Source organism: Streptomyces sp. NPDC005393, from assembly GCF_040606675.1.
Classification (GTDB): Bacteria; Actinomycetota; Actinomycetes; order Streptomycetales; family Streptomycetaceae; genus Streptomyces.
Genome location: NZ_JBEXFG010000002.1, coordinates 1 through 23,017, shown reverse-complemented (window position 1 = coordinate 23,017; position 23,017 = coordinate 1). Strand labels below are relative to the sequence as shown.

At 71.2% G+C, this 23,017-nt stretch carries 25 protein-coding genes; 19 read left to right on the top strand and 6 right to left on the bottom strand.

Annotated elements, in window-relative coordinates; genetic code table 11:
* Window positions 1–338 precede the first annotated feature (338 nt).
* Together allB and alc are read left to right on the top strand one after the other, a co-directional pair.
* On the top strand, window positions 339–1,682 hold the full coding sequence (gene allB, locus ABZS71_RS02615; RefSeq protein WP_356206929.1) for an allantoinase AllB: 1,344 nt from the start codon (window positions 339–341) through the stop codon (window positions 1,680–1,682).
* On the top strand, window positions 1,679–2,827 hold the full coding sequence (alc, locus tag ABZS71_RS02610; RefSeq protein ID WP_356206927.1) for an allantoicase: 1,149 nt from the start codon (window positions 1,679–1,681) through the stop codon (window positions 2,825–2,827). The genes allB and alc overlap by 4 nt, the downstream gene beginning before the upstream one ends.
* Window positions 2,828–2,883: 56 nt before the next feature.
* Here the strand turns inward: alc and ABZS71_RS02605 are convergent, their stop codons facing one another.
* A complete protein-coding gene (locus tag ABZS71_RS02605) occupies window positions 2,884–3,492 on the bottom strand; it encodes a helix-turn-helix domain-containing protein (RefSeq protein WP_355849083.1) in 609 nt (202 codons plus the stop codon).
* Window positions 3,493–3,660: 168 nt separating this feature from the next.
* Here ABZS71_RS02605 and ABZS71_RS02600 point away from each other — a divergent pair, with 168 nt between their 5' ends.
* Window positions 3,661–5,163, top strand: a complete 1,503-nt coding sequence (locus ABZS71_RS02600) for an NAD(P)/FAD-dependent oxidoreductase (protein WP_356206924.1) — start codon at window positions 3,661–3,663, stop codon at window positions 5,161–5,163.
* A 203-nt stretch (window positions 5,164–5,366) separates the two neighbouring features.
* Window positions 5,367–5,570, top strand: coding sequence for a hypothetical protein (locus ABZS71_RS02595; RefSeq protein ID WP_356206921.1), 204 nt, complete (start codon window positions 5,367–5,369; stop codon window positions 5,568–5,570).
* A 4-nt stretch (window positions 5,571–5,574) separates the two neighbouring features.
* Here ABZS71_RS02595 and ABZS71_RS02590 read toward each other — a convergent pair whose 3' ends face one another.
* Window positions 5,575–6,432, bottom strand: a complete 858-nt coding sequence (locus ABZS71_RS02590) for a hypothetical protein (RefSeq protein ID WP_355849042.1) — start codon at window positions 6,430–6,432, stop codon at window positions 5,575–5,577.
* A 188-nt stretch (window positions 6,433–6,620) separates the two neighbouring features.
* Between ABZS71_RS02590 and ABZS71_RS02585 the strand changes: the two genes are divergently transcribed.
* The gene (locus ABZS71_RS02585; RefSeq protein WP_355849039.1) at window positions 6,621–7,436 is read left to right on the top strand and encodes an AIM24 family protein; all 816 of its coding nucleotides are present in this window, start codon (window positions 6,621–6,623) and stop codon (window positions 7,434–7,436) included.
* Between the two features lie 54 nt (window positions 7,437–7,490).
* Here ABZS71_RS02585 and ABZS71_RS02580 read toward each other — a convergent pair whose 3' ends face one another.
* Both ABZS71_RS02580 and ABZS71_RS02575 read right to left on the bottom strand, forming a co-directional pair.
* On the bottom strand, window positions 7,491–7,673 hold the full coding sequence (locus ABZS71_RS02580; protein WP_355849036.1) for a DUF6126 family protein: 183 nt from the start codon (window positions 7,671–7,673) through the stop codon (window positions 7,491–7,493).
* Entirely contained in the window at window positions 7,670–8,335 is a 666-nt protein-coding gene (locus tag ABZS71_RS02575; protein WP_355849033.1) for an XRE family transcriptional regulator, read from the bottom strand. The genes ABZS71_RS02580 and ABZS71_RS02575 overlap by 4 nt, the downstream gene beginning before the upstream one ends.
* 167 nt (window positions 8,336–8,502) lie before the next feature.
* On the opposite strand from ABZS71_RS02575, the gene ABZS71_RS02570 reads away from it, so the two are divergent.
* The 13 genes from ABZS71_RS02570 (at window position 8,503) to ABZS71_RS02510 (ending at window position 20,434) form a co-directional block, all read left to right on the top strand.
* On the top strand, window positions 8,503–8,931 hold the full coding sequence (locus ABZS71_RS02570; RefSeq protein WP_356206918.1) for a ribonuclease: 429 nt from the start codon (window positions 8,503–8,505) through the stop codon (window positions 8,929–8,931).
* A gap of 145 nt (window positions 8,932–9,076) precedes the next feature.
* On the top strand, window positions 9,077–9,898 hold the full coding sequence (locus tag ABZS71_RS02565) for an SDR family oxidoreductase (protein WP_356206915.1): 822 nt from the start codon (window positions 9,077–9,079) through the stop codon (window positions 9,896–9,898).
* Between the two features lie 153 nt (window positions 9,899–10,051).
* The gene (locus ABZS71_RS02560) at window positions 10,052–11,017 is read left to right on the top strand and encodes a sugar kinase (RefSeq protein WP_355849025.1); all 966 of its coding nucleotides are present in this window, start codon (window positions 10,052–10,054) and stop codon (window positions 11,015–11,017) included.
* A 189-nt stretch (window positions 11,018–11,206) separates the two neighbouring features.
* On the top strand, window positions 11,207–11,860 hold the full coding sequence (locus ABZS71_RS02555; RefSeq protein ID WP_355849023.1) for a bifunctional 4-hydroxy-2-oxoglutarate aldolase/2-dehydro-3-deoxy-phosphogluconate aldolase: 654 nt from the start codon (window positions 11,207–11,209) through the stop codon (window positions 11,858–11,860).
* A 238-nt stretch (window positions 11,861–12,098) separates the two neighbouring features.
* A complete protein-coding gene (locus ABZS71_RS02550; protein ID WP_355849020.1) occupies window positions 12,099–12,923 on the top strand; it encodes a transporter substrate-binding domain-containing protein in 825 nt (274 codons plus the stop codon).
* Window positions 12,924–12,994: 71 nt separating this feature from the next.
* On the top strand, window positions 12,995–13,648 hold the full coding sequence (locus ABZS71_RS02545) for a TetR/AcrR family transcriptional regulator (RefSeq protein ID WP_355849017.1): 654 nt from the start codon (window positions 12,995–12,997) through the stop codon (window positions 13,646–13,648).
* 141 nt (window positions 13,649–13,789) lie between these two features.
* Entirely contained in the window at window positions 13,790–14,395 is a 606-nt protein-coding gene (locus ABZS71_RS02540) for a hypothetical protein (RefSeq protein WP_355849014.1), read from the top strand.
* Window positions 14,396–14,592: 197 nt separating this feature from the next.
* Window positions 14,593–15,360: a GntR family transcriptional regulator gene (locus tag ABZS71_RS02535; protein WP_355849150.1), complete on the top strand. Its 768-nt coding sequence runs from the start codon at window positions 14,593–14,595 to the stop codon at window positions 15,358–15,360.
* 200 nt (window positions 15,361–15,560) lie between these two features.
* Window positions 15,561–16,535 (top strand): sugar ABC transporter substrate-binding protein, encoded by a 975-nt coding sequence (locus tag ABZS71_RS02530; RefSeq protein WP_356206913.1) that lies wholly within the window; start codon window positions 15,561–15,563, stop codon window positions 16,533–16,535.
* Complete coding sequence (locus ABZS71_RS02525; RefSeq protein WP_356206910.1) at window positions 16,532–17,584, top strand: ABC transporter permease; 1,053 nt, start codon at window positions 16,532–16,534, stop codon at window positions 17,582–17,584. Before ABZS71_RS02530 ends, ABZS71_RS02525 begins: the two co-directional genes overlap by 4 nt.
* Entirely contained in the window at window positions 17,581–18,405 is an 825-nt protein-coding gene (locus ABZS71_RS02520) for an ATP-binding cassette domain-containing protein (RefSeq protein WP_356206908.1), read from the top strand. Before ABZS71_RS02525 ends, ABZS71_RS02520 begins: the two co-directional genes overlap by 4 nt.
* Window positions 18,406–18,656: 251 nt before the next feature.
* The gene (locus ABZS71_RS02515; RefSeq protein WP_355849005.1) at window positions 18,657–19,808 is read left to right on the top strand and encodes an ROK family glucokinase; all 1,152 of its coding nucleotides are present in this window, start codon (window positions 18,657–18,659) and stop codon (window positions 19,806–19,808) included.
* Complete coding sequence (locus ABZS71_RS02510; RefSeq protein ID WP_356206905.1) at window positions 19,805–20,434, top strand: hypothetical protein; 630 nt, start codon at window positions 19,805–19,807, stop codon at window positions 20,432–20,434. Before ABZS71_RS02515 ends, ABZS71_RS02510 begins: the two co-directional genes overlap by 4 nt.
* A 20-nt stretch (window positions 20,435–20,454) precedes the next feature.
* Here the strand turns inward: ABZS71_RS02510 and ABZS71_RS02505 are convergent, their stop codons facing one another.
* The gene (locus ABZS71_RS02505) at window positions 20,455–20,715 is read right to left on the bottom strand and encodes a hypothetical protein (RefSeq protein ID WP_356206903.1); all 261 of its coding nucleotides are present in this window, start codon (window positions 20,713–20,715) and stop codon (window positions 20,455–20,457) included.
* A 133-nt stretch (window positions 20,716–20,848) separates the two neighbouring features.
* Here ABZS71_RS02505 and ABZS71_RS02500 point away from each other — a divergent pair, with 133 nt between their 5' ends.
* Window positions 20,849–21,562 carry a transposase gene (locus tag ABZS71_RS02500; RefSeq protein WP_356206900.1) on the top strand — a complete coding sequence of 238 codons (714 nt, stop codon included), beginning with the start codon at window positions 20,849–20,851 and terminating at the stop codon, window positions 21,560–21,562.
* Between the two features lie 203 nt (window positions 21,563–21,765).
* On the opposite strand, the gene dpgD is transcribed toward ABZS71_RS02500, so the two are convergent.
* Window positions 21,766–22,572, bottom strand: coding sequence for an enoyl-CoA-hydratase DpgD (gene dpgD, locus ABZS71_RS02495; protein ID WP_356206898.1), 807 nt, complete (start codon window positions 22,570–22,572; stop codon window positions 21,766–21,768).
* Between the last annotated feature and the right edge of the window lie 445 nt (window positions 22,573–23,017).

Below are 23,017 nucleotides of genomic sequence, written 5' to 3'. Positions count from 1 at the left end.
CGGGCGGCACCGGCCCGCGCGCGGTGACGATTCGCGGCCGGCCGGCCACGGGCAGCCTACCGGTCCACGGCGGCGTCCACAGGGGCTTCGGAATGCTGTTGGCGCCGGTCACGGCCGGTTTGCCGGGGCGGCGGTCCGTCGGCCGTCCGGCGACCGTCCCCGCACGCGTTCTGCTTCTCGAGAATCAACTTCCATTTTATGGAATCCCTCTGGGGGCGGGTCTCGGCGGATGGAGTCTTGACCGGGCAGACGGCGGAGGGAAAGATTCAACGGAATGTTGATCTCGAGTCACGGAAGCCGAGTCGCCGAAGAGTGACGGAAGCGGAGGTGGGTGCCCGGTGCTCGACGTGGAGCTGGTGCTGCGCTCGAGGAATGTGGTCACCCCGGACGGCATGCGCGCGGCCTCCGTGTCCGTCGCCGGGGGCCGCATCGCGGCCGTCGAGCCGTACGACTCCGAAGTCCCCGCCGGGACCCGGGTCGAGGAGCTGGGGGACGACGTTCTCCTCCCCGGCCTCGTCGACACCCACGTCCACGTCAACGACCCCGGCCGCACCGAGTGGGAGGGCTTCGCCTCCGCCACCCGCGCGGCCGCGGCCGGCGGCGTCACCACCCTCGTCGACATGCCGCTCAACAGCGTCCCGCCGACCACCACCGCCGAGGCGCTGGAGACCAAGCGGGCCGTCGCCCGGCGGTCGGCCCATGTCGACGTCGGCTTCTGGGGCGGGGCCGTCCCCGGCAACGCGGCGGATCTGAAGCCGCTGCACGACGCCGGCGTCCTCGGCTTCAAATGCTTTCTGCTCCCCTCCGGTGTGGAGGAGTTCCCGCAGCTTTCCCCCGCCGAGCTGGAAACCGCCCTCGCCGAGATCGCCGGCTTCGGCGGACTGCTCATCGTGCACGCCGAGGACCCCCAGCTCATCGACGGCGCCCCGCCGCCCACCGGCCCGCACTACGCCGACTTCCTCGCCTCGCGCCCGCGCGACGCCGAGAACCACGCCATCGCGGGGCTCATTGCGCTCGCGCGACGGCTCGACGCCCGCGTCCACGTCCTCCACCTCTCCTCCGCCGAAGCGCTCCCGCTGATCGCCGACGCCCGGCGCGAGGGCGTGCGGATCACGGTCGAGAGCTGTCCGCACTTCCTCACCCTCACGGCCGAGGAAGTCCCCGACGGCGCCACCGAGTTCAAGTGCTGCCCGCCCATCCGGGAGGCCGCCAACCAGGACGCGCTCTGGCAGGGCCTGGCCGCCGGGCTGATCGACTGCGTCGTCTCCGACCACTCGCCCTGCACCGCCGATCTCAAGGTCGACGACTTCGGGCGGGCCTGGGGCGGCATCTCCTCGCTCCAACTCGGCCTCCCCGCCGTCTGGACGGCGGCCCGCCGCCGCGGCCACACCCTCCAGGACGTCGCCCACTGGATGTCCACCGCCCCCGCCGCACTGGTCGGCCTCGGCCATAAGGGCGCCATCGAGGCCGGCCGCGACGCCGACTTCGCGGTCCTCGCACCCGACGAGACCTTCACCGTCGACCCCACCGCCCTCCACCACCGCAACCAGGTCACCGCCTACGCGGGCAAGACGCTGCACGGCGTCGTACGGTCCACCTGGCTGCGCGGCCGGAAGATAGCCGACCATGGCGCGCCGGCCGAACCCACCGGCCGACTCCTGGAAAGGCAGCCCCGCGCATGACCGCGCCGATCCCCCGCTTCACCGGCGACGCCACCCCGTACGGCGGCGGCGACCCGTACGCCGACTACCGCACCGCGGACTTTCCCTTCACCCGTCTGGCGGACCTGGCCGACCGGCGGCTCGGCGGAAGCGTCCTCGCGGCCAACGACGAGTTCTTCGCCGAACGCGAGAACCTGCTGCGGCCCGAGGCGCCGCATTTCGACCCCGAGACCTTCGGCCACAAGGGCAAGGTCATGGACGGCTGGGAGACGAGGCGCCGCCGCGGCGCCTCGGCCGAGACCCCGCACCCCACCGACGAGGACCACGACTGGGCCCTGATCCGCCTCGGCGCGCCGGGTGTCGTCCACGGCATCGTCGTGGACACCGCCCACTTCCGCGGCAACTACCCGCAGGCGGTGAGCGTCGAGGCGACGTCCGTACCAGGCGCCCCGTCGCCGGACGAACTCCTCGCCGACGAGGTGGAGTGGACGGAACTCGTCCCCCGCACCCCGGTGGGCGGCCACGCGGCCAACGGCTTCGCGATCGCGGTGGAGCGCCGCTTCACCCACCTCCGCCTGAAGCAACATCCCGACGGCGGCATCGCCCGCCTCCGCGTCCACGGCGAGGTCGCCCCCGACCCCCGCTGGCTCACCGCGCTCGCCACCTTCGACCTGGTCGCCCTGGAGAACGGCGGCGCGGCCGAAGACGCCTCCGACCGCTTCTACTCCCCACCCGCCAACTCCATCCAGCCCGGCCGCTCCCACAAAATGGACGAGGGCTGGGAAACCCGCCGCCGCCGCGACAAGGGCCACGACTGGGTCCGCTACCGCCTCACCGCCCAGGCGTCGATCCGCGCCGTGGAGATCGACACCGGCTGCTACAAGGGCAACGCGGCGGGCTGGGCGGCGTTGTACGGCCTCGACGCGACGTCGGGCGCGGTCCCGGCCGACCACACGGCCCCCGGCTGGACCGAACTCCTGCCCCGCACCCGCCTCCAGCCCGACACGGTCCACCGCTTCCTGCTGGACGAGGCGCCACCGGTGACCCACGTCCGCATCGACATCTACCCGGACGGCGGCATCGCGCGGTTGCGGCTGCACGGGGCGCTGACGGAGGACGGCGCGAAGCGGCTGGCCGCGCGCCACGCGGAGTTGGGCGGCGCTTAGCCTCGTGCCCTTGCGCGAGGCTGAGGATGACCGGGTTCGCGCCCGCGGGGGTGATGTCAGGCCTCGGCACCGCGCTGGTCGTGGTCCGCGGTCGCCTGGGCGAGGGCGAGGCTGGCGCGGCGGGCGACCGCGATGATGTCCTCGGTGCTGGTGTCGGTTCCTTGCGCCGAGAGGAGCGCCGCGGCGGCGGTGTCGAAGGTCATGCGCAGCAGGAGGCGGTCCTGCGTGCTTGCGTCATCGTCAACGAGAAGGTCGATGACGCGGTCAAAAGCGCTGCGGATGTCCTGTCCGCTGTCCGCCAGCCGCCGCATGATCGGCTGGTTGGCATGCGCGAGGCGCATGGCCTGAAGGCGCTCGGGCGTGGTGCTCTCCACCCACCGCAGCGCTGCCCGCTGCGGCAGATCAGGCGTCCTGGGCTGCGCGGTGATCCACTCGACGAGCTCGTCCAGTTCCTGGCGGCGCTCGGTCACGAGGCTCGCCACGATCTCCTCTTTATTGCGGAAGTGGTAGTAGAGCGACGACTTCGTCAGGCCGAGCGCCTCCGAGATGTCCCGGGTCGAGGTCGCCTCAAAACCCTTGTCGGTGAACAGTCTCAGCGCCACGCGCAAAATCTCCGCGCGTGTCTCAAGGCCGCTGCGTCGCTCATGTCCCGTGGTCGTGGCCATCGCGGTTCCTTTCGTCGCCGCCATCCTACTTGCTTACCGACCGCCCGTTCAGCTACGTTCACTTACCGACCGCTCGTTAAGTAAGCGCTGAGGTGCGCTTTCTGTCCTGCCCCGGCCCCCTGCGGACGCGGCCACGCGGCGGTCACTCCACACCGAAGGAGACCCACCATGAAAACCACCCCCCGTATCGCCATCGTCGGCGCGGGCCCCGCGGGCCTGACGTGCGCCCGCGTCCTGCAGATCCACGGCATCGAGGCCACCGTGTACGACGCCGACGCCTCAGTGGACGCCCGCGACCCGGGCGGCACCCTCGACCTGCACGCCGACTCCGGGCAGATCGCGCTCGAGGACGCCGGCCTGATGGACGCCTTCACCGAGCTCGCCCGGCCCGAGGGCCAGGCCAACAGCCGCCTCGACCAGCACGGTGCCGTGCTCGACTCCTTCGTCCCCGACCAGGACGACATCGCCGCCCCCGAGATCGACCGCGGACAACTGCGCGCCATGCTCGCCGCTCACATCGCGCCCGGCACCGTGCGCTGGGGACACAAGCTGATCGCGGCATCACCCCTGGGCGAGGGGCGGCACCGCCTGGACTTCGCGGGCGGCGCGCATGCCGAGGTGGACCTGGTCGTCGGCGCCGACGGCGCCTGGTCCCGTGTGCGGCCCTTACTGAGCCCCGCTCGGCCGCAGTACAGCGGCGTCTCCTTCCTCGACGTCCGCTTCGAGGACGTCGACCGCCGCCACCCCGGGATCGCGAAACTCGTCGGCGACGGCCATATGTTCGCCAACGACGGCGACGGACGGGCCATCATCGGCCAGCGCAACAGCAACGGCCATGTCCGCGGATACGTCGCCATGCGCATCGACCTCGACTGGCACGCCACCGCCGGCGTCGACCTCGACGACGCGGCCTCCGTACGGCGCTTCCTGCTCGCGGAGTTCTCCGGCTGGGCGGAGCAGATGCTGCCCTTCGTCACCGACAACGACGGCGACTACGTCAACCGCCCCGTCCACGCCCTGCCCGCCCCCCTCACCTGGGAGCACACCCCCGGCGTCACACTGCTGGGCGACGCGGCCCACCTGATGGCGCCCTTCGGTGGATTCGGCGCGAACCTCGCCATGCTCGACGCGGCCGAACTCGCCCGCGCCATCGCCGAGGAGCCCACCCTCGACGCCGCCGTCACCCGCTACGAAGCCGACATGCTGCCCCGCTCCGGGCGCCACGCCGTCGGCGCCAACGACGCTCTCACCGGGTTCTTCGCCCCCGGCGCGTTCGACCCCGCCGACGCGCCGGACCACGCGGCCGAACACCAGCGGTACCAGGAGGCGGCCGCCGCCTACCGCCGTCGGCAGAACCCCCGCGCGCGCCAGCAGGAGCCCGCCCCGTCGGCGGACGGCACCTGGACGGTCACCTTCCGCACCCCACGCGGCCAGCAGCACGCCGCCCTTGTCCTCAACGCCGACGCGACGACCCTGACCGGGACCTTCGACGGCGTCCCGATCGAAGACGGCCGCGTCGACGGCACCGAGATCGGCTTCACCGCCGCACTCACCTCACCCTTCACCATGAAGGTCACGTTCACCGTGTCGATCGACGGTGACACGATGACCGGCAAGGCGAAGGCGCCCATGATGACCCTCGGCATCAAGGGGACACGCACCGCGGGGTGAGACACCGCGGGTGGCGTCGGGCAGTGCGTCAGCTTCCGAGCGCGTCGATCAGGTGCTCAACGACCCAGTGGCGCGGGAGATGGAGCGGCCGCAGCGACGATCTCGTTCGCTGCGGCAACGCGCCCGATGGCTCGACGATCGTCGAGGCCGCCCAACACCGCCTGCCAGAACCAGCCGCGCTCGGCCCTGCGCCGCGCTCGCCCATGCGGACGTACGTCATGGCCGCCTCCGCCCTCGGCCCCGGCCGCGACGCCGACACAGATGAGGCATGGCGCGCGGCACTGGACCACTCCGCGGGCTGCCGAAGCTGCCGGGAGCCCACCGAGGAGTGCGGGACCGGCCGGGCTCTGCTGCGGGCCTACCGTCAGGCGCAGTGCGAGAGCAGACGGGCGGGTGGCGTCAGCTGACCGCTTAGGGCACCGGCTTCGGGAGCCCGATGGGGTTGGGGAAGCGGAGCGCCGCGCCGCAGGCGGCTGCCAGGGGGCTGAGCAGGCGGACGAGTTGGCCGACCTCGTCGGGGTCCAGCGCCCGCCACGGCCGTTCCGCGGCCCGGTCCGTCGCCTCCTCCACCGTGCGCAGGACCTCGCGTCCGGCGTCCGTCGCGGAGCCTGACGGGTCCAGCCAGCCGCGCTCGGCCAGGCGCTGCTGGGCCGCTTCCCACTCCTGGTCGGTCCAGCCGCGGTAGGGCTGGAGTTCGGTGCGGGGGAGGTCGATGGCGGCGCGGAGGGCGAGAGCCTCGCAGCCGTCGAGGCCGGCGGAGACGAGGGCCGCGACGTGGCCGTCGCCGCGGTGCTCGCGCAGGAGGGTGGCGGCGTGCCAGAGGCGGTCGGCGGGCTTGTCGGGGAAGTCCAACGAGGCGTTGGCGGCGGCCAGTACGCGGCCGGACCCGTCCAGGCCGGCGGCCCGGGGCACCAGGGCCTCGGCGGCCCGCTCCACCTCGCCCTCGTACCCGGCGAGCAGACGCCGCAGCGCGGCGACGGCGCCCGCGTGGCGTAGCTCCAGGGCGCGCTCGGGGGCGGTCAGGGCCCATGCGTCGGGCAGGGCGCGGGCGACCATGCCGGGGGCGAAGCTGAAGAAGGCGGCGACGACGGGCTCCGGCCCGACCGGGCCGAGAGGGGCGGCGCGGCACGCGAAGTAGCCGCGCCAGAAGCCGCGCAGGCCCGCGTCCTCGTACGCCGTGAGGGCCTCCGGTGCGAAGTAGGTGACCGCGTGGATGGGCTCGAACAGGGCCCACATCCTGCGGGCCGTCGCCGAGGCGCTGTCCTTCATCGTTGTGCTACCTCCAGCTGCGGGGCGGGTGATCGCAGACCGTGTGAAGCGATCGTCGCACTGAGTGCCCGGCCGGGTCCCGTCTTCGGCGAGGGCCGGGAGAGACCTGCGCCACCCGACGGAACCGAACGGTTCGGGTCGATCGTTGACGGGGATGTCCGATAACGACCACATCGAGGAGGCCGGCAGTGACCCTGCAGCAAGAGATCGTCGGGAACGCCATGCAGATGGCCGTCTGCAGCCTGAAGCCGGGCCAGACCGTGTACTGCGAGGCCGGGAAGTTCCTGTTCAAGACGGCGAACGTGACGATGGAGACCCGGCTGTCCGGGCCGAGCACCCAGGGGCAGCCTTCAGGAGGCAGTGGCGGCGGCGGGATGGGCGGGATGCTGCGGCAGGCGATGGGGACCGCGATGCAGGTGGGGCAGCGGGCGCTGGCCGGGGAGTCGCTGGCGTTTCAGTACTTCACCTCGACCGGGGGTGAGGGGACCGTCGGCTTCGCGGGGGTGCTGCCCGGGGAGATGCGGGCGCTGGAGCTGGACGGGACGCGGGCCTGGTTTGCGGAGAAGGACGCCTTTGTGGCGGCCGAGTCGACCGTGGAATTCGGTATCGCGTTTCAGGGCGGGAAGACGGGGCGCAGCGGCGGTGAGGGGTTCATCCTGGAGAAGTTCACCGGACGTGGCACCGTGATCATCTGTGGTGCGGGTAATTTCATCGACCTCAATCCGGCCGATTTCGGGGGCCGGATCGAGGTCGACACGGGCTGCATCGTGGCCTTCGAGGAAGGCATTCAGTACGGGGTGCAGCGCATCGGCGGGCTCAACCGCCAGGGGCTGATGAACGCGGTCTTCGGCGGCGAGGGGCTTTCGCTGGCCACGCTGGAGGGCAACGGCCGGGTGATTCTGCAGTCGCTCACCATCGAGGGTCTGGCGAACGCCCTCAAGAAGGCGCAGGGCGGCGACAAGCAGGGGCCGACGGGCGGGCTGTTCTCCACCAACGCGGGGTGAGGCAGCGCAAAGAGGCAGGGCGAAGACGCGAGCCGCTACTTCAAGCGCGAGCCTCTACTTCGCGCCGCCCAGGTAGAAGAGCATAAAGAGAAACGCGGCGATGAAATGGACGCCCACGAGATAGATGAAGACCCGGACGGTCAGGGACATCGGTGCCCTGTCCTCCTCGTTCATCACCTTGGGCGCCGGGGTGTGGGCGGCGGCGTCGTGGGCGCCGTCGTTGATGCGGTCGTTCACGGGGTACCAGGCCTTCCTTCGCTAGCGGTGTCGCCGAGGCACAGCTCGGCCGCGCCGCTCTGCAGCAGCGTGTGGACGAAGAGCAGATCCGCACCGCCGGGTGAGACGGCGGCGATGCGGTGTGGGGTGAGGGAGTCGAAGTGGGCGGCGTCGCCGACGTCGAGTACGTGGATCGCCTCGCCGAGGGCCAGCCGCAGCTGCCCCCGGAGGACGTACAGCCACTCCTCGCCCGGGTGGACCCGTACCAGCTCGTCCTGCCGGCCGGACCGCTCCGGCACATGCAGCCGCAGCGCCTGCATGGCCCGGCCCGAGCCGCCGGCCTGCCAGTACGTCCAGCCGCCCGCCTCGGACGCCTCCATACGGCGGGCCCGGATGATCGGGTCCCGCTCCGGCGCCACCTCGCCGAGGAGGTCGGATACCGTGGTTCCATAGGTACGGGCCAGGGTCAGCAGCATCGGGAGCGATGGCTGGCGGCGGCCCGTCTCCAGCCGGGACAGATGCGCGGGCGAGAGACCGACGCGCTGGGCGGCGGCCTCGAGCGTCAGACTGCTGCGTCGTCGCAGGTCACGCAGGCGGGGGGCGACGGTGGGCAGCTCGGCGGGCGCTCCGCCGGCCGATTCGTCGGTGGATCCGTCCGCAGCCCCGTGGGGGATGGGATTCATATCACTGGTATAGCCATCTTGTGCCTCAGAGGCAAACCTTTTGCCTGATAGGCAAGATTACGCTTCGGTTATCGGTCGTGACGGTTCGCGCAGGTCTTGTGAACTCGTGGGGAACGAAGGTGACTTGGCATTGACACGTCATGGTCTACGCGCGTCATGCTATCCGCATGAAAATCCCCCCACGGATTGCCCGCATCGGTGCCCTCGGAGCCCTCGCCTCGACGCTGATCATCGGTGGTACGGCCGCCACGGCCACCGCCGCCGCGCCGCTCGCGCCCCGGACCGTCGCATCGACCCAGGTCATCGCGGCCGTCGGCGACATCTGCTACTCCGACCTGCCGTCCCAGGCCCATGACACCCTGGACCTGATCGACCAGGGCGGGCCCTTCCCGTACCCGCAGGACGGCGTTGTCTTCCAGAACCGCGAGGGCGTCCTTCCGTCCCAGTCCTCCGGCTACTACCACGAGTACACCGTCATCACCCCGGGCTCCAGCGACCGCGGCGCCCGCCGCATCGTCACCGGCAAGAAGACGGACGAGGACTACTACACCTCCGACCACTACGCGTCGTTCGACCTGGTGGACTACGGCTGCTGACCCAGCCCGCCACCCACGAAGACCGCCACCCCCCGCGCTGCGGCAGCTGCCCTGTGCCAGGGCAGCGGCCGCAGCGCATCGCCGGGGCAGCGGTCACGGCCGCGGCACCCTGCCGGTGATCTTCCGCCGACGTACCGTGGGCACTGTGAGCACTCCCGCGAGCACCCCCTTCGCCGAACCCCTCGCCGAGCCCCTCCCCGAATCCCTCGACGGCCGCCGCGCCCTGGTCACCGGCGGCACCCAGGGGTCGGGCGCGGCCATCGCGGACCGGCTGGCGCGAGCCGGCGCCACCGTGCTGGTGACCGCCCGCCGCCGGCCCGAGGGCCTTGATCCGGAGCGGTTCATCGCGGCCGACCTCGCCACCGCCGAGGGGGCCGCCACCGTCGTCGCCGAGGCGCTCGACCGGCTGGGCCGGGTCGACATCCTGGTCAACACCCTCGGCGGCTCGGACGCGCCGGCCGGTGGGTACGCGGCCCTGGGGGAGGACGAGTGGGCCAAGGAGCTGAACATCAACCTCCTGGCCGCCGTCCGGCTGGACCGCGGTCTGCTGCCGGGGATGATCGAGGCGGGGAAGGGAGTGATCGTCCACGTGACCTCGATCCAGCGCCGGATGCCGCTGTGGAACGGCACGCTTGCCTACGCTGCCGCCAAGGCCGCGCTGACCACCTACAGCAAGGGCCTGGCCAATGAGGTCGCCCCGCACGGGGTGCGGGTCAACACCGTCTCCCCGGGCTTCGTCCGGACCGCCGCCGCGGAGGCTCTCGTCGACCGGATCGCCGAAGGGGCGGGGATCGCCCCCGAAGCTGCCCTGGAGCGGCTGATGGACTCCCTCGGCGGCATTCCGCTCGGCCGCCCCGACGAGCCGCGGGAGGTCGCCGAGTTGGTCGCCTTCCTCGTCTCCGACCGCGCGTCCGCCGTCGTCGGCGCCGAGTACGTCATCGACGGGGGCACCACCCCCACCGTCTGACGCACCGTGCGCGCTCGCCCCGGCTTGGCGCCGTCTTGATCCCGCCTTGATCCCGTCTTGGTCTCGTCCATAACGATCTCGGAACCCCGGGCGGTCCCATGTCACTCCTTCCCGATAACGTTTCGGTAGAAGCGGACGTGTGGGGAGGCACCGGTGGCGAACGGTCCGGAAGTGGTCACGTGCGGCGAGGCGATGCTGCTCCTGCTCGCCGAACCCGGGGTTCCGCTGGACCGGGCCGTGCACTTCCGCCGCTCCGTGGCGGGGGCCGAGTCCAATGTGGCCGTGGGGCTCGCCCGGCTCGGCCATGGGGTGCGCTGGCTCGGCCGGGTCGGTGCCGACCCGGCGGGCGAGGCGGTGCTGCGCGAGCTGCGCGCCGACTGTGTGGATGTCGCGCACGCCGTCGTGGACGACCACGCTCCCACCGGGCTGATGATGCGGGACAGCCATCCGCACCGCGCCATCGATGTGCAGTACTACCGGATGGGATCGGCCGCCTCCCGGCTCACCCCCGAGCAGATACGCCCCGAGGCCCTCGAAGGCGCCCGGCTGCTGCACATATCGGGGATCACGCCGATGCTGTCGCCGACCGCGGCCGCCGCGAGCCGGCGTCTGGTGGAGCTGGCCCGGGAGGCGGGGGCGCGGGTGTCCTTCGATCCGAACGTACGGAGCAAGCTGGGCGGCGCGGCGCAGTGGGCCCAGACGGCCGGGCCGTTGCTGCGCGAGGCCGATATCGTCCTCGCGGGGGAGGACGAGTTGGAGCTGCTGACCGCCCAGCCGGCCGACGACGCCGCCCGGGAGCTGCTGCGCGGCGCGGCCGGCGAGGTCGTGATCAAGCGCGCCGACCACTCCTCGTCGGTCCTCACCCTGGACGGACGCTGGGACCAGTCACCCCACGCGGTGCCGGTCGTCGACCCGGTCGGCGCCGGTGACGGCTTCGCGGCGGGCTATCTGTCGGCCCGGCTGCGCGGGTTGCCCGAGCACCGGGCGCTCGCCGAGGCCGCCTGCGTCGCCGCGCTCGTCGTCCAGGCCGCCACCGATACGGACGGGCTGCCCACCGCCGCCGCGCGGGACCGGGCGCTCACGGAGCTGACGAAGGGTGGCGGCGCGGTCCACCGCTGAGCCGGCCTCACCCCCGGAGATCACGCACACAGACGGAGAGACGCAGACAGGTAAGGATCCCGGAGCGGATCACCAAGCGCACCGCAGCACCGCAGATCGTCAACCGCACACCGAAAATGTCGCATATCCCGGGGGCAATCCGGTGCGGCATCACAGGCAGACCCTCGGAGAGGAAAGGCGGCGACCGCCGTGTACCGCTGGGAGATCACCCGGGCCGCGCTTGCGCAGCGCGTCCTTGCCATTGTCCGGAGCGACAGTTACGACCACGCCAACGCGACGGCGGACACCCTGCTCTCCGCCGGCATCACCAGCCTGGAGATCTCACTGACCACGCCCTTCGCGCTGGAGGCGGTCACCACCCTCATCCGGGAGGTCGGCGATGACGCGGTGATCGGCGCGGGCACGGTGCTCGACGCCGCCTCCGCCCGGATGGCGGTCGACGCGGGCGCCCGCTTCCTCGTCTCGCCGGGCCTGGACGCCGAGGTCATCCGCACCGGCCACCGCTACGGACTGCCGGTCTTCCCAGGCGTCGCCACGCCCACCGAGGCGCTGCGCGCGATGGAGCTGGGCGCGGACGCCCTGAAGCTCTTCCCCGCCTCGGCCTACGGGCCCAGATGGGTCACCGATGTACGGGCCGCGCTGCCGCAGGCCGCCGTGATGCCGACGGGCGGGGTGACCCCTGCCGAGGCCCCGGAGTGGATCGCCGCCGGGGCGGTCGCCTGCGGGATGGGCTCGGCGCTCTCCGAGGGCGACCGGGACACCGTGGCCAAGCGCGTCTCCGAGCTGCTGGCCCGCCTCGCGGAGGTGGCGCCGCCGCTGGACGCCGGACCGGAGCCGCACTGACGGGCGCACGGACGGCGGTTCCTCGCGGGACGGGACCGCATCCCAGCAGACGGTCGACGGGTTCACGGCGGCGGGGACTTCTGTCACCCTGAGCGCGCTGTGATCATGCGCGCAGCGCGGCGGCGTGCCGCAAGCCGCGGCGTGCCCTCGTGCGTGCCGCCGATGCCGTCCGTGCCACCCGTGCCGCCCGTGCCCCGCCCCGTCCGTGCCCCCGCCCCGTCCGTGCCCAGGAGATGCCGTGAGACGTACCGTCACGCTGTCCGCCCTCGCCACCGTGCTCGCCGCCCTCGCCGCCGGCTCGGCACTGGCCGCCGGCTCCGCGCCGGAGCCCGCCGCCGACCGCAAGCAGCAGCGCGGCACCCTGCTCGACCGGGTGCCCGACCGCGGGGTGCTGCGCGTCTGCACGACGGGGGACTACCGGCCGTTCAGCCATCTCGACCCCAAGACCGGCGCCTACACGGGCATCGACATCGCGATGGCCGGGGATCTCGCCAAGAGCCTGGACGCCAAGCCGGCGTTCGTGGCGACCACCTGGGCCAAGCTGGTGGACGACCTCGCCGCCGGGCGCTGTGACGTCGGCATGGGCGGGGTGTCGGTGACCCTGGCCCGCGCCCGTAAGGCGTCCTTCAGCGAGCCGTATCTGACCGACGGCAAGACGCCGATCGTGCGGTGCGAGGACAAGGCGAAGTATCAGACGCTGGAGGACATCGACCGGCCGGGCGTGCGGGTGATCGTCAACCCGGGCGGCACCAACGAGCAGTTCGCCCGCGCGCATATCAAGCGGGCCACCCTCACCGTCCACCCGGACAACACCACGATCTTCGACGAGATCATCGCGGGCCGCGCCGATGTGATGATGACGGACGCCAGCGAGACCCGCTATCAGTCCGCCATCCACCCGGAGCTGTGCGCGGTCCATCCGGACAAGCCGTTCTCCTTCGCCGAGAAGGCGTATGTCCTGCCGCGCGGCGATGCGCAGTTCAGGGAGTACGTCGACCAGTGGGTCCAGCTGGCCACGCATGACGGCACGTACAAGAAGTACGAGGACGAGTGGATGAGGTAGCGGACCGTCACCCGGAACAGCTTCCACCACGGGCCCGTGCGGCTGGGCGTCCGGAGAGGAAGATGGACCGCATGAGTCCCGCCCAGCCCACCCGCCGCCGCTCGGACGCCGTCGCCAACCGTGTCGCCCTGCTCGACGCGGCCGAACAGGTCCTGCTGCGCGACGGGCCGGGTGCGCCGCTGGACGTCGTCGCCCGCGAGGCCGGGGTCGGCATCGCCACGCTGTACCGGAACTTCGCGGACCGCGAGGAGCTGTGCGCCGCCGTCGTCCACCGCTCCTACGAGCTCCTCGCCGCGCTGGCCGGCGAGGCCGAGCACAGCACGGCGCGCCCGCTCGACGCCCTGGCCGGCTTCTTCGACCGGCTCATGGAGGAGCGCCGGCACCTCGCCCTGCCGCTGCTGGGCACCCCGGGCCCGCTCCCGGGCCAGGGCGACCCGCTCGGTCCGCAGATCACCCGCTCCCTGACCGAGGTGCTGAACCGGGGTATCGACGACGGCTCCGTCCGCCCCGACGCCACCGCCACCGATCTCATCGTCACGGGCGCGATGCTCGCCCACGCCCAGCTGCCCGCCGACGACTGGGACCGCGCGGCCCGCCGGATCGTGGCCCTTCTCCTGGACGGTCTGCGCGCCCGCCCGGACACCCCCCGGCTCCCCGCCGGCCTCACCAGGGGCCAGCTCGACCAGGCCATGACCCGCACCCCCACCGACCGCGCCACGGATTAGAGGTCTGGCCCGACGAGCCCGGCGTCGCGGTTGCGCATTTGCGCGAATCCGGCAGCGGGCCGTCACGACGTACTACACGCTGACGGATGCCGGTCGTAGTGCCCTGGACCGGCGGCCGTTTCCTCGCCCCGGAGAGACGATATGCGCAGTGCCCTCAGCCACCCTCTCGTGCGGACCTTTCTGGCATCGGTCGAGCAGCAGACCGCGGCGCTCCCCGCCGAACGGCGCGAGGAGCTGCTCGCGGATCTGCGCGAGGAGATCGAGGCGGCCCTCGCGGAAGACGGCGGCACGGAGGTCGGCGAGGAGCGGGTGCACCACGTACTCGACTGGCTCGGGACCCCGCGGGAGATCGCGGAGGACGCGCTGGCCGAGGAGTTGGGCAGCATCCCTCCCGAGCCGGAGAACGTGGGAGGCACCTGGGTGACGCTCGTCCTCGCCGTCCTGCCCGTGCCGCTGTGTCTCGTCCCGGGGATCGGCATACCGCTCGGGCTGGTCGCCGCCTTCGCCGCTCTCGTACGGCTGTGGCGGTCCGCGCCGTGGGTGCGGCGCGAGAAGTGGCAGGCCACGCTGTTCGTGCTGTCGCCCCTGGTGACGGTGCCGTTCCTCGCTCACGTCTTCGCCTTGGTGTTCGACGGGATCAGCGCCCCCTCGATCGTGCTCGCCCTCCTGATGGCGCTCAGCCTCCCCGTGGCCGGCGCCGTACGGCTGGCGCGGTCCGCCGCACGGCTGCGCGAGCGTGCCTTCTAGGCGGTGTCTCGCCCCCGCTGCCGCCCCCGCTCCGGGGCGAGCCGGAAGCAGGCGCGGGCCGCGCGGGCGGCGCGGCCGGCGGCGGACGGCGCCCGCGACGATGACAGCGTTGTCCGTTTCTCCGAGTAGTTTGTCCGGACAACAGAACTTCACGACTTCCCGTCATCAGCTCATCCGGATACGCTCGCCCCGTGGCAATGCAGGAAGAAGAATCTTCTGGCGGGGCGGAAGCGCTCCAGTTCAGCGTCGACCGCAGCAGTCCGGTCCCGCTGTACTTCCAGCTGTCCCAGCAGCTTGAGGCGGCGATCGAGCAGGGGCGGCTGGCGCCCGGAAGCCTGCTCGGCAATGAGATCGAGCTCGCCGGGCGGCTCGGGCTGTCCCGGCCCACCGTCCGCCAGGCCATCCAGTCGCTGGTCGACAAGGGCCTGCTGGTGCGCCGCCGGGGCGTCGGCACCCAGGTGGTGCACAGCCAGGTCAAGCGCCCGCTGGAGCTGAGCAGCCTCTACGACGACCTGGAGGCGGCGGGCCAGCGCCCCGCCACCCGCGTCCTGCGGAACACCACCGAGCCGGCGACCGCCGAGGTCGCCGCCGCGCTCGGGATCGCCGAGGGCACCGAGGTGGTGGTGATCGAGCGGCTGCGGCTGGCGCACGGCGAGCCCATGGCGCATCTGTCCAACCGCCTGCCCGCCGGTCTGCTGAAGCTGGACAGCAAGGAGCTGGAGGACACCGGCCTCTACCGGCTGATGCGCGCGGCCGGCATCACCCTGCACAGCGCCCGCCAGGCGGTCGGCGCCCGCGCGGCCACCGCGGAGGAGGGGGAGGAGCTCGGCGAGCCGGAGGGCGCGCCGCTGCTGACCATGGAGCGGACGACCTACGACGACACCGGGCGGGCCGTCGAGTTCGGCTCGCACACCTACCGGGCCTCGCGCTACGCCTTCGAGTTCCAGCTGCTCGTACGCCCCTGACCGCTGCCGTGCCCGTGAGGCGGCGCACCCGCTCAAGACCCCCGGAGCCCCGGCGTCCGCCCGTAACGGATACTTGGGCGGCGGCCGGGCCGACCGATCATGCGGCGCCCCGGCCGCGAAGACGACAGCGGGACAGACAGCGAGAAGGGCGACTCTTCGTGGCGAGGGTTCGGACAGGGGTACGCGCGATAACCGCGGCCGTGCTGGCGGCGGCACTGGGTACGGCCCTGGCGGGGTGCAGCAGTACGGGCGGCAAGCGCGCCGAGGAGCGGGCCGCCCAGGCGGCGGCGCAGGGGCGGGCGGCGGTCAACACCCCGAAGTGGACCTTCGCGATGGTCACCCACTCCGGCGACGGCGACACCTTCTGGGACATCGTGCGCAGCGGCGCCAAGCAGGCGGCGGCCAAGGACAACATCAAGTTCCTCTACGCCAACAACGAGGAGGGCAAGGAGCAGGCGCAGCTGGTCCAGTCGTACATCGACCAGAAGGTCGACGCGCTGATCGTCACCCTTGCCAAGCCCGACGCCATGAAGTCGGTGGTGAAGAAGGCCGAGAAGGCCGGTATCCCGGTGATCACGGTCAACTCCGGCTCCGAGGTGTCCAAGGAGTTCGGCGCGCTCACCCACGTCGGCCAGGACGAGACCGTCGCGGGCGAGGCCGTCGGCGAGGAGCTGAACAAGCGCGGCCGCAAGAAGGCGCTGTGCGTGCTGCACGAGCAGGGCAACGTCGGCCATGAGCAGCGCTGCGACGGTGCGGCGAAGACCTTCGAGGGGAAGATGGAGAAGGTCTACGTCAAGGGCAGCAATATGCCCGACGTGGAGTCCTCCATCGAGGCCAAGCTCCAGTCGGACAAGGGTATCGACGCCGTCGTGACGCTCGGCGCGCCGTTCGCGGACACCGCCGCCAAGGCCGCCGACCAGGCGGGCAGCGACGCCGAGATCGACACCTTCGACCTCAACGCGAAGGTCGCCGCTGGGCTCCAGGACGGCACGCTCGGCTTCGCCGTCGACCAGCAGCCGTATCTCCAGGGCTATGAGGCCGTGGATCTGCTGTGGCTCAACCGGTACAACGCCGATGTCCTCGGCGGCGGCAAGCCGGTCCTCACCGGTCCGCAGATCATCACCAAGGACGATGCCGCCGAGCTCGCCGCGTACACGAAGCGGGGGACCCGATGAGCGCGGACGCACCGCCCGTGAGTGCCGAGCCGGCCGACGAGCGGCCGGTCCGCGCTTCGCTGCCGCGCCGGCTGGTGGCCCGTCCCGAGCTGGGCGCGGTCGTCGGCGCCGTCGCCGTCTTCGTCTTCTTCTCGGTCGTTGCCGGTTCCTTCCTCCAGTGGTCGAGCTTCAGCACCGTGCTCTACGCCTCGTCGACCATCGGGATCATGGCGGTGCCGGTCGCCCTGCTGATGATCGGCGGCGAGTTCGATCTGTCGACCGGGGTCATGGTCACCTCGTCGGCGCTGATCTCCTCGATGTTCTCGTACCAGATGACGGCGAACGTCTGGGTCGGCGTCGGGGTGTCCCTGCTGGCCACCCTCGCCATCGGCTTCTTCAACGGCTATCTGCTGGTGCGCACCGATCTGCCGAGCTTCATCGTCACGCTCGGCACGTTTCTGATCCTCCAGGGCTGCAACCTCGGCTTCACCAAGATGATCAGCGACACCGTCTCCACCAAGAGCATCGCCGATATGGAGGGCTTTCCCTCCGCCCATCAGGTCTTCGCCTCGCGTCTGTCCCTCGGGGATGTCGATCTGCAGATCACCGTTCTGTGGTGGTTCGCCCTGATCGCGCTCGCCACCTGGATTCTGCTGCGCACCCGTGCCGGGAACTGGATCTTCGCGGTGGGCGGCGCCAAGGAGGCCGCCCGCGCGGTGGGCGTGCCGGTGAACCGCACCAAAATCGGGCTCTATATGGGCGTCGCCTTCGCTGCCTGGATCTCCGGGCAGCATCTGCTGTTCAACTACGACGTCGTCCAGTCCGGTGAGGGCGTCGGCAATGAGCTGCTCTACATCATCGCGGCCGTCATCGGCGGCTGTCTGCTGACCGGTGGCTACGGCTCGGCGGTCGGCGCCGCCGTCGGCGCGTTCATCTTCGGCATGACCAACAAGGGCATCGTGTACGCGCAGTGGGGCGCGGACTGGTTCCAGTTCTTCCTCGGGGCGATGCTGCTGCTCGCCACGCTGCTCAACTGGTGGGTCCGCAAGCGGGCGGAGACCAGCAAATGACTACATCCAAGGTATCCGGGGCATCCCAGGCATCCCGGACTCCGCTGATCGCGCTCCGCGACATCAGTAAGTACTACGGCAACGTCAAGGCCCTGGACGGCATCTCCCTAAAGGTGCACGCCGGGGAGATCATCTGTGTCCTCGGCGACAACGGTGCGGGCAAGTCCACCCTCATCAAGATCGTCGCCGGGCTGCACCGGCACGACGGAGGCAGCCTCACCATCGACGGCGAGGAGACCCTGCTCGGCTCCCCGCGCGAGGCCCTGGACCGCGGTATCGCCACGGTCTACCAGGACCTCGCCGTCGTCCCGCTGATGCCGGTGTGGCGGAACTTCTTCCTCGGCTCCGAGCTGCGCAAGGGGTACGGCCCCGCCAAGCGCCTCGACGTGGCGACGATGCGTGCCACGACCCGGAGCGAACTGCTGCGGATGGGCATCGACCTGCCCGATGTCGACCGGCCCATCGGCACCCTCTCCGGCGGCCAGCGCCAGTGTGTGGCCATCGCCCGCGCCGTCCACTTCGGCGCCAAGGTCCTCGTGCTGGACGAGCCGACGGCGGCGCTGGGCGTCAAACAGTCCGGGGTGGTGCTCAAGTACGTCGCCGCCGCCCGTGACGCGGGGCTCGGGGTGGTCCTGATCACCCACAACCCGCACCACGCCTATCTCGTCGGCGACCGCTTCGTGCTCCTCAAGCGCGGTGCGATGGCCGGCCGCCACGCCAGGGAGGAGATCGCCCTGGACGAGCTCACCCGGCAGATGGCGGGCGGCAGCGAGCTGGAGCAGCTCAGCCACGAGCTGGCGCGCCCGGAGGGAGAGAGCTAGTCCGGCCGTGCGTCGAAGGCCCGCGGAGCGGGCGCGGGGGGACCGGGACGGAGCGGGGTCCGGGGCGTGGCCCCGGGGCTCCACCATGCGGCGTGAGGCCAAGGTGAGGCACAATCGCACGGCGGGTCCCACCCGCCACGACCACGCAGCCCGAGGCCCCCGGCCTCCCGAGACCCCCGCAGGGACGACGAACTCTTGCGAGCACCCACCCGCAGCGACCGCACCCCCCGTACCGGTGAAGGGGCCGGCCGATGAGCATCTACCGCGAAAGAGTGCATCGGGGCTCGGCCCGGGCCACCGTGCTGCGGACCGTGGGCACCCGCGAGCGCCGGTCTCATCTGACCGCGCCCCGGGTCCCCACCGTCGGCATCGACATCGGCGGCACCAAGGTGATGGCCGGGGTCGTCGATGCCGACGGCAACATCCTCGAGAAGCTGCGCGCCGAGACGCCCGACAAGTCCAAGAGCCCCAAGGTCGTCGAGGACACCATCACCGAGCTGGTCCTGGACCTCTCCGACCGGCACGATGTGCACGCGGTGGGCATCGGCGCCGCGGGCTGGGTGGACGCCGATCGCAACCGCGTCCTGTTCGCACCGCATCTGTCCTGGCGCAATGAGCCGCTGCGCGACCGGCTCGCGGAGCGGCTCGACGTCCCCGTCATGGTCGACAACGACGCCAACGCCGCCGCGTGGGCCGAGTGGCGGTTCGGCGCGGGCCGCGGCGAGGACCATCTCGTCATGATCACGCTCGGCACCGGTATCGGCGGCGGCATCCTGGAGGACGGCCAGGTCAAGCGCGGTAAGTACGGTGTCGCGGGCGAGTTCGGCCATATGCAGGTCGTCCCCGGCGGCCATCGCTGCCCGTGCGGCAACCGCGGCTGCTGGGAGCAGTACAGCTCCGGCAACGCGCTGGTCCGGGAGGCCCGGGAGCTCGCCGCTGCCGAGTCCCCGGTGGCGTACGGCATCACCGACCGGGTCGGCGGCAACATCAACGAGATCACCGGGCCGCTGATCACCGAGCTGGCGCGCGAGGGCGACGCGATGTGCGTCGAGCTGCTCCAGGACATCGGCCAGTGGCTCGGCGTCGGCATCGCCAACCTCGCCGCCGCCCTCGACCCCTCCTGCTTCGTCATCGGCGGGGGCGTCAGCGCCGCCGACGACCTGCTGATCGGGCCCGCCCGGGACGCCTTCCGGCGCACCCTCACCGGCCGCGGCTACCGGCCTGAGGCCCGGATCGTCAAGGCTCAGCTGGGCCCCGAGGCCGGAATGGTCGGCGCCGCCGACCTCGCCCGGCTGGTCGCCCGCCGCTTCCGTCGCGCGAACCGCCGACGCGTCGAGCGGTACGAGCGCGCGGGGTCCTCCCCGCTGCGGCTGGCGTCGCGCGGCGAGGCAGGCAACCGGTGAACGCCGCCGAGCAGCGCCCCGTGCCGGGTGCGGGCCCCGGCAGTACGGGCGGCACCCCGCCGGGCCGCGACAGCGGCGCCCCCGAGCGGCCCGGCGCGCCCGGCGGCGACGGCGGGCGGCCGCCCCGCCGCTGGGTCAAGGGCGTGATCATCTTCCTGCTGATCGCGATCCCGGCGGGCTATCTGGTGATCTCGGCCATCCAGAGCCGCAACGGCGGCGAGGACAAGGCTGAGAGCGCCGTGGCCAAGGGCCTCACCGTGGGCTGGCCGAGCAGGGTGCAGCGGCGCATCTACGATGTGCCGATCCCGGCCTACTCCGCGGACGTCGCGTTCTACGAGACCAACTCGTGGGACACCAGTCGGCTGTACGCGCAGTTCATCACGTCCCGAGAGGGGCTCGACCGCTTCCTCGCCCGGCTCGGCACCCGCCCGTCCGCCCTGGCGAAGGGCGAGGTGACCATCAGCGCCAAGGAGGCCGTGAAGGTGGGCTGGCATCTCGGCAGCGGTCAGGATTGGTCCGGAATGGTCCTGAAACAGAAGGATCCGCAGCCCGTTGTGAAGATCACGGTCAGCGGTCAACACGCCTTGCACCCGAAGGTGTACGTGGTCTCCACAGTCACGCCATAAGGCCGTCACACCTGAGGGCCTCACTCCGTATGGGGCCCTTCACCCTGTTCGGATACCGTTCCCGGGTGAGCGAGACGAAGACACTTCAGTACCGGACCGACGGCCCCGAGGACGGGCCCCGATGCGCAGCAGAACCCGCCACGGCCGGTGGTGTCCCGTTCGATCAGCAGGGCCTGGGTCGCGTGGGGGAAGCGGACCTGGTCCTTGGCGAGGGGCTGGACGCGGACGGTGCGGATCTCGTGCCGGGTGGAGTTCTTCTCCTCGGTGCGGTGCACGCGCACGTTCGCGTTGCGGGTCTCGTCCCAGTCGAGGGCGTCGAGTTGAGCGAACAGTGTGGGGCGGTTCAGTTTGACCCGGAAGAGCCGTAGGCGCGGCGTCGGTGCAGGTAGTGGGCGTGGTCGGCGACGGTGTGCGGTGCGTGGCACTCACGATCACGCCGGTAAGGTCGGCGACCGTGTCCAGGGCGGCGCTGAAGTGCAGGTTCTCGTGCGGCTTGTAGAGGGCGTCCTGGCCGATGGAAGCTATCTGGCCCGGATCCATGCGGACAAAGCCAACAAGGCGACCGGGACCGTCAAGGCACCGCCGGCCCCGGTATGGGTGGTCGAATACCGGATCGACGGCCAGGCCGAGGTGATCCGGCTGATCACCAGCCTCATGGACCACGAGAAGTACCCGGCCGCCGAACTCGCCGAACGCTATGCACGACGCTGGGAGATTGAACTCGTCTTCGACGAGATCAAGACCCACCAGCGCGACAGACCCATCCTGCGCTCACAGACCCCGGACGGCATTCGGCAGGAGATCTTCGCTCACTTGGTCGTTCACCATGCCACCCGGGGGCCTGCTCGTCGAGGCCGCCCCCATCGCTCAGTGCGCGGCGGAACGGACCTCGTTCACCCGGGCCCTGAACGTCATCCGCCGCTCGGTAATTGCACCGACCGGCTTTTCCCCCCTCGGCACGCAAACGTGACCGTCGCCTCGGCCTCACTGAGATCACCAGAGCCTTGCTGCCCCGACGACGGTCACGAGACTGCGCGCCGAAGCTCAAATCGTGCATCACCCCGAGCCGCAGCAGAGCCTCCGACGAACCCGCCAGCCAGCACCGGCCAGCCGTCAAGATCACCTTGAACCAAAGATAGCAGCGACCCCAAAGGCAACGGCATTGTCTTAACAAGGGGGGAGTCATGCCGGCCCCGGAGGCCGGAAGCTCCGTCGTGGAGTTAGCGAAAAGGGGGCTGCCCGTCGCCGCGACGGCCCCGCGGCGCTCCTGAGGGGAACCCGTGGCCCGTCCCCTGGGCGCGATCAGCGCGTAAGGTGTCGGGTACCTGCCGTCAGCGCCCCCGCCACACGGGTTCACGCCCCTCCGTGAAGGCGCGCGGGCCCTCGACGGCATCCGCGCTGTGCCTGCGCTGCTGCTCCCAAGGGAAGGGGGTGACGAATGCTTCCTCCAGGGGCATGTCGACAGAGCGCATCACGGCCTCCTTGATGGCACGCACGGCCAGGGGAGCGCTGCGGAGCAGCGCATCGGTCCATGCGGTGACCGCGTCATCCAATCCCTCGGCAGGCACGACCTCATTGACCAGCCCCAGGCGCAGCGCCACGTCCGCACTCATCCGGCGGCCGGTCAGCAGATAGCCCATGGCGACCTTCAGAGGTACCTGTCGTGCGAGCCTGAAGGCCCCTCCGGCACCGGGCACCAGCCCCAGGGTCGCCTCGGGCAGTGAGAAGACCGACTCGTCGGAGGCGATGATGAGGTCACAGGCGAGGGCGAGTTCGAAGCCCCCGCCGAGGGCGTAGCCGTTCACCCGGGCGACAACCGGTTTGGACAAGCCGAACCGCTCGGTCAACCGCGGCCACCCCGGCTGACCGCGACTGCCGAACGTGGACGGAGGGACTCCCTGCCCGTCGAGACGGGAGCGTTCGCGCAGGTCCTGCCCGACGGAGAAGGACCGGTCGCCGGCACCGGTCAGTACGGCGACCCCTATGTCGTCGTCCGCCTCGATGTCGTCCCAGACCCGGGCCAGTTCCTCGTGCATGCGCAGATTCATCGCGTTGAGCACCGCGGGCCGATCGAGTGTGACGTAGGCGATATGGCCCTTCTTCTCGTAGCGCACGCCAGACTCTTCTGTATCAGTCACCGGGTCGATACCTCATTTCTGGATGAAGCGGCGAGAGCCGCCCGACTTTTCGAGTGATTTTTACGTGAAGTCAGTGCATACCGGCAGCCCCTTCTGTGTTCAACTGATGCGCTGCCGCAGTTGAGCGACGCCCCGGCCGAAAGGTGACACTCCGGAGTGTTCAGTTCACGGGCTCCCGGACACTATTGATCGAATGCGGCAACCCGCGTCATAGTGCTGACCGAGCGCATGGGTGCGCTGTGGAGTGAGGTGTGCGGGACCGTCCAACCTCTGCACTTCATCTGCCGTTCCCGTGGTCCAGCGTTCCGCCAGCGGTGAGTTGGCATCCGCACTCCCGGGGCGATATTTGACGTTGGATCTCGAAGAGAGGGTGGGGAGCAGATGGCTGAGGAGCCGTTGTTTCTGCGTTCGAAGGCCATTGTGGAGCCATTGGTTGACCGGTTCT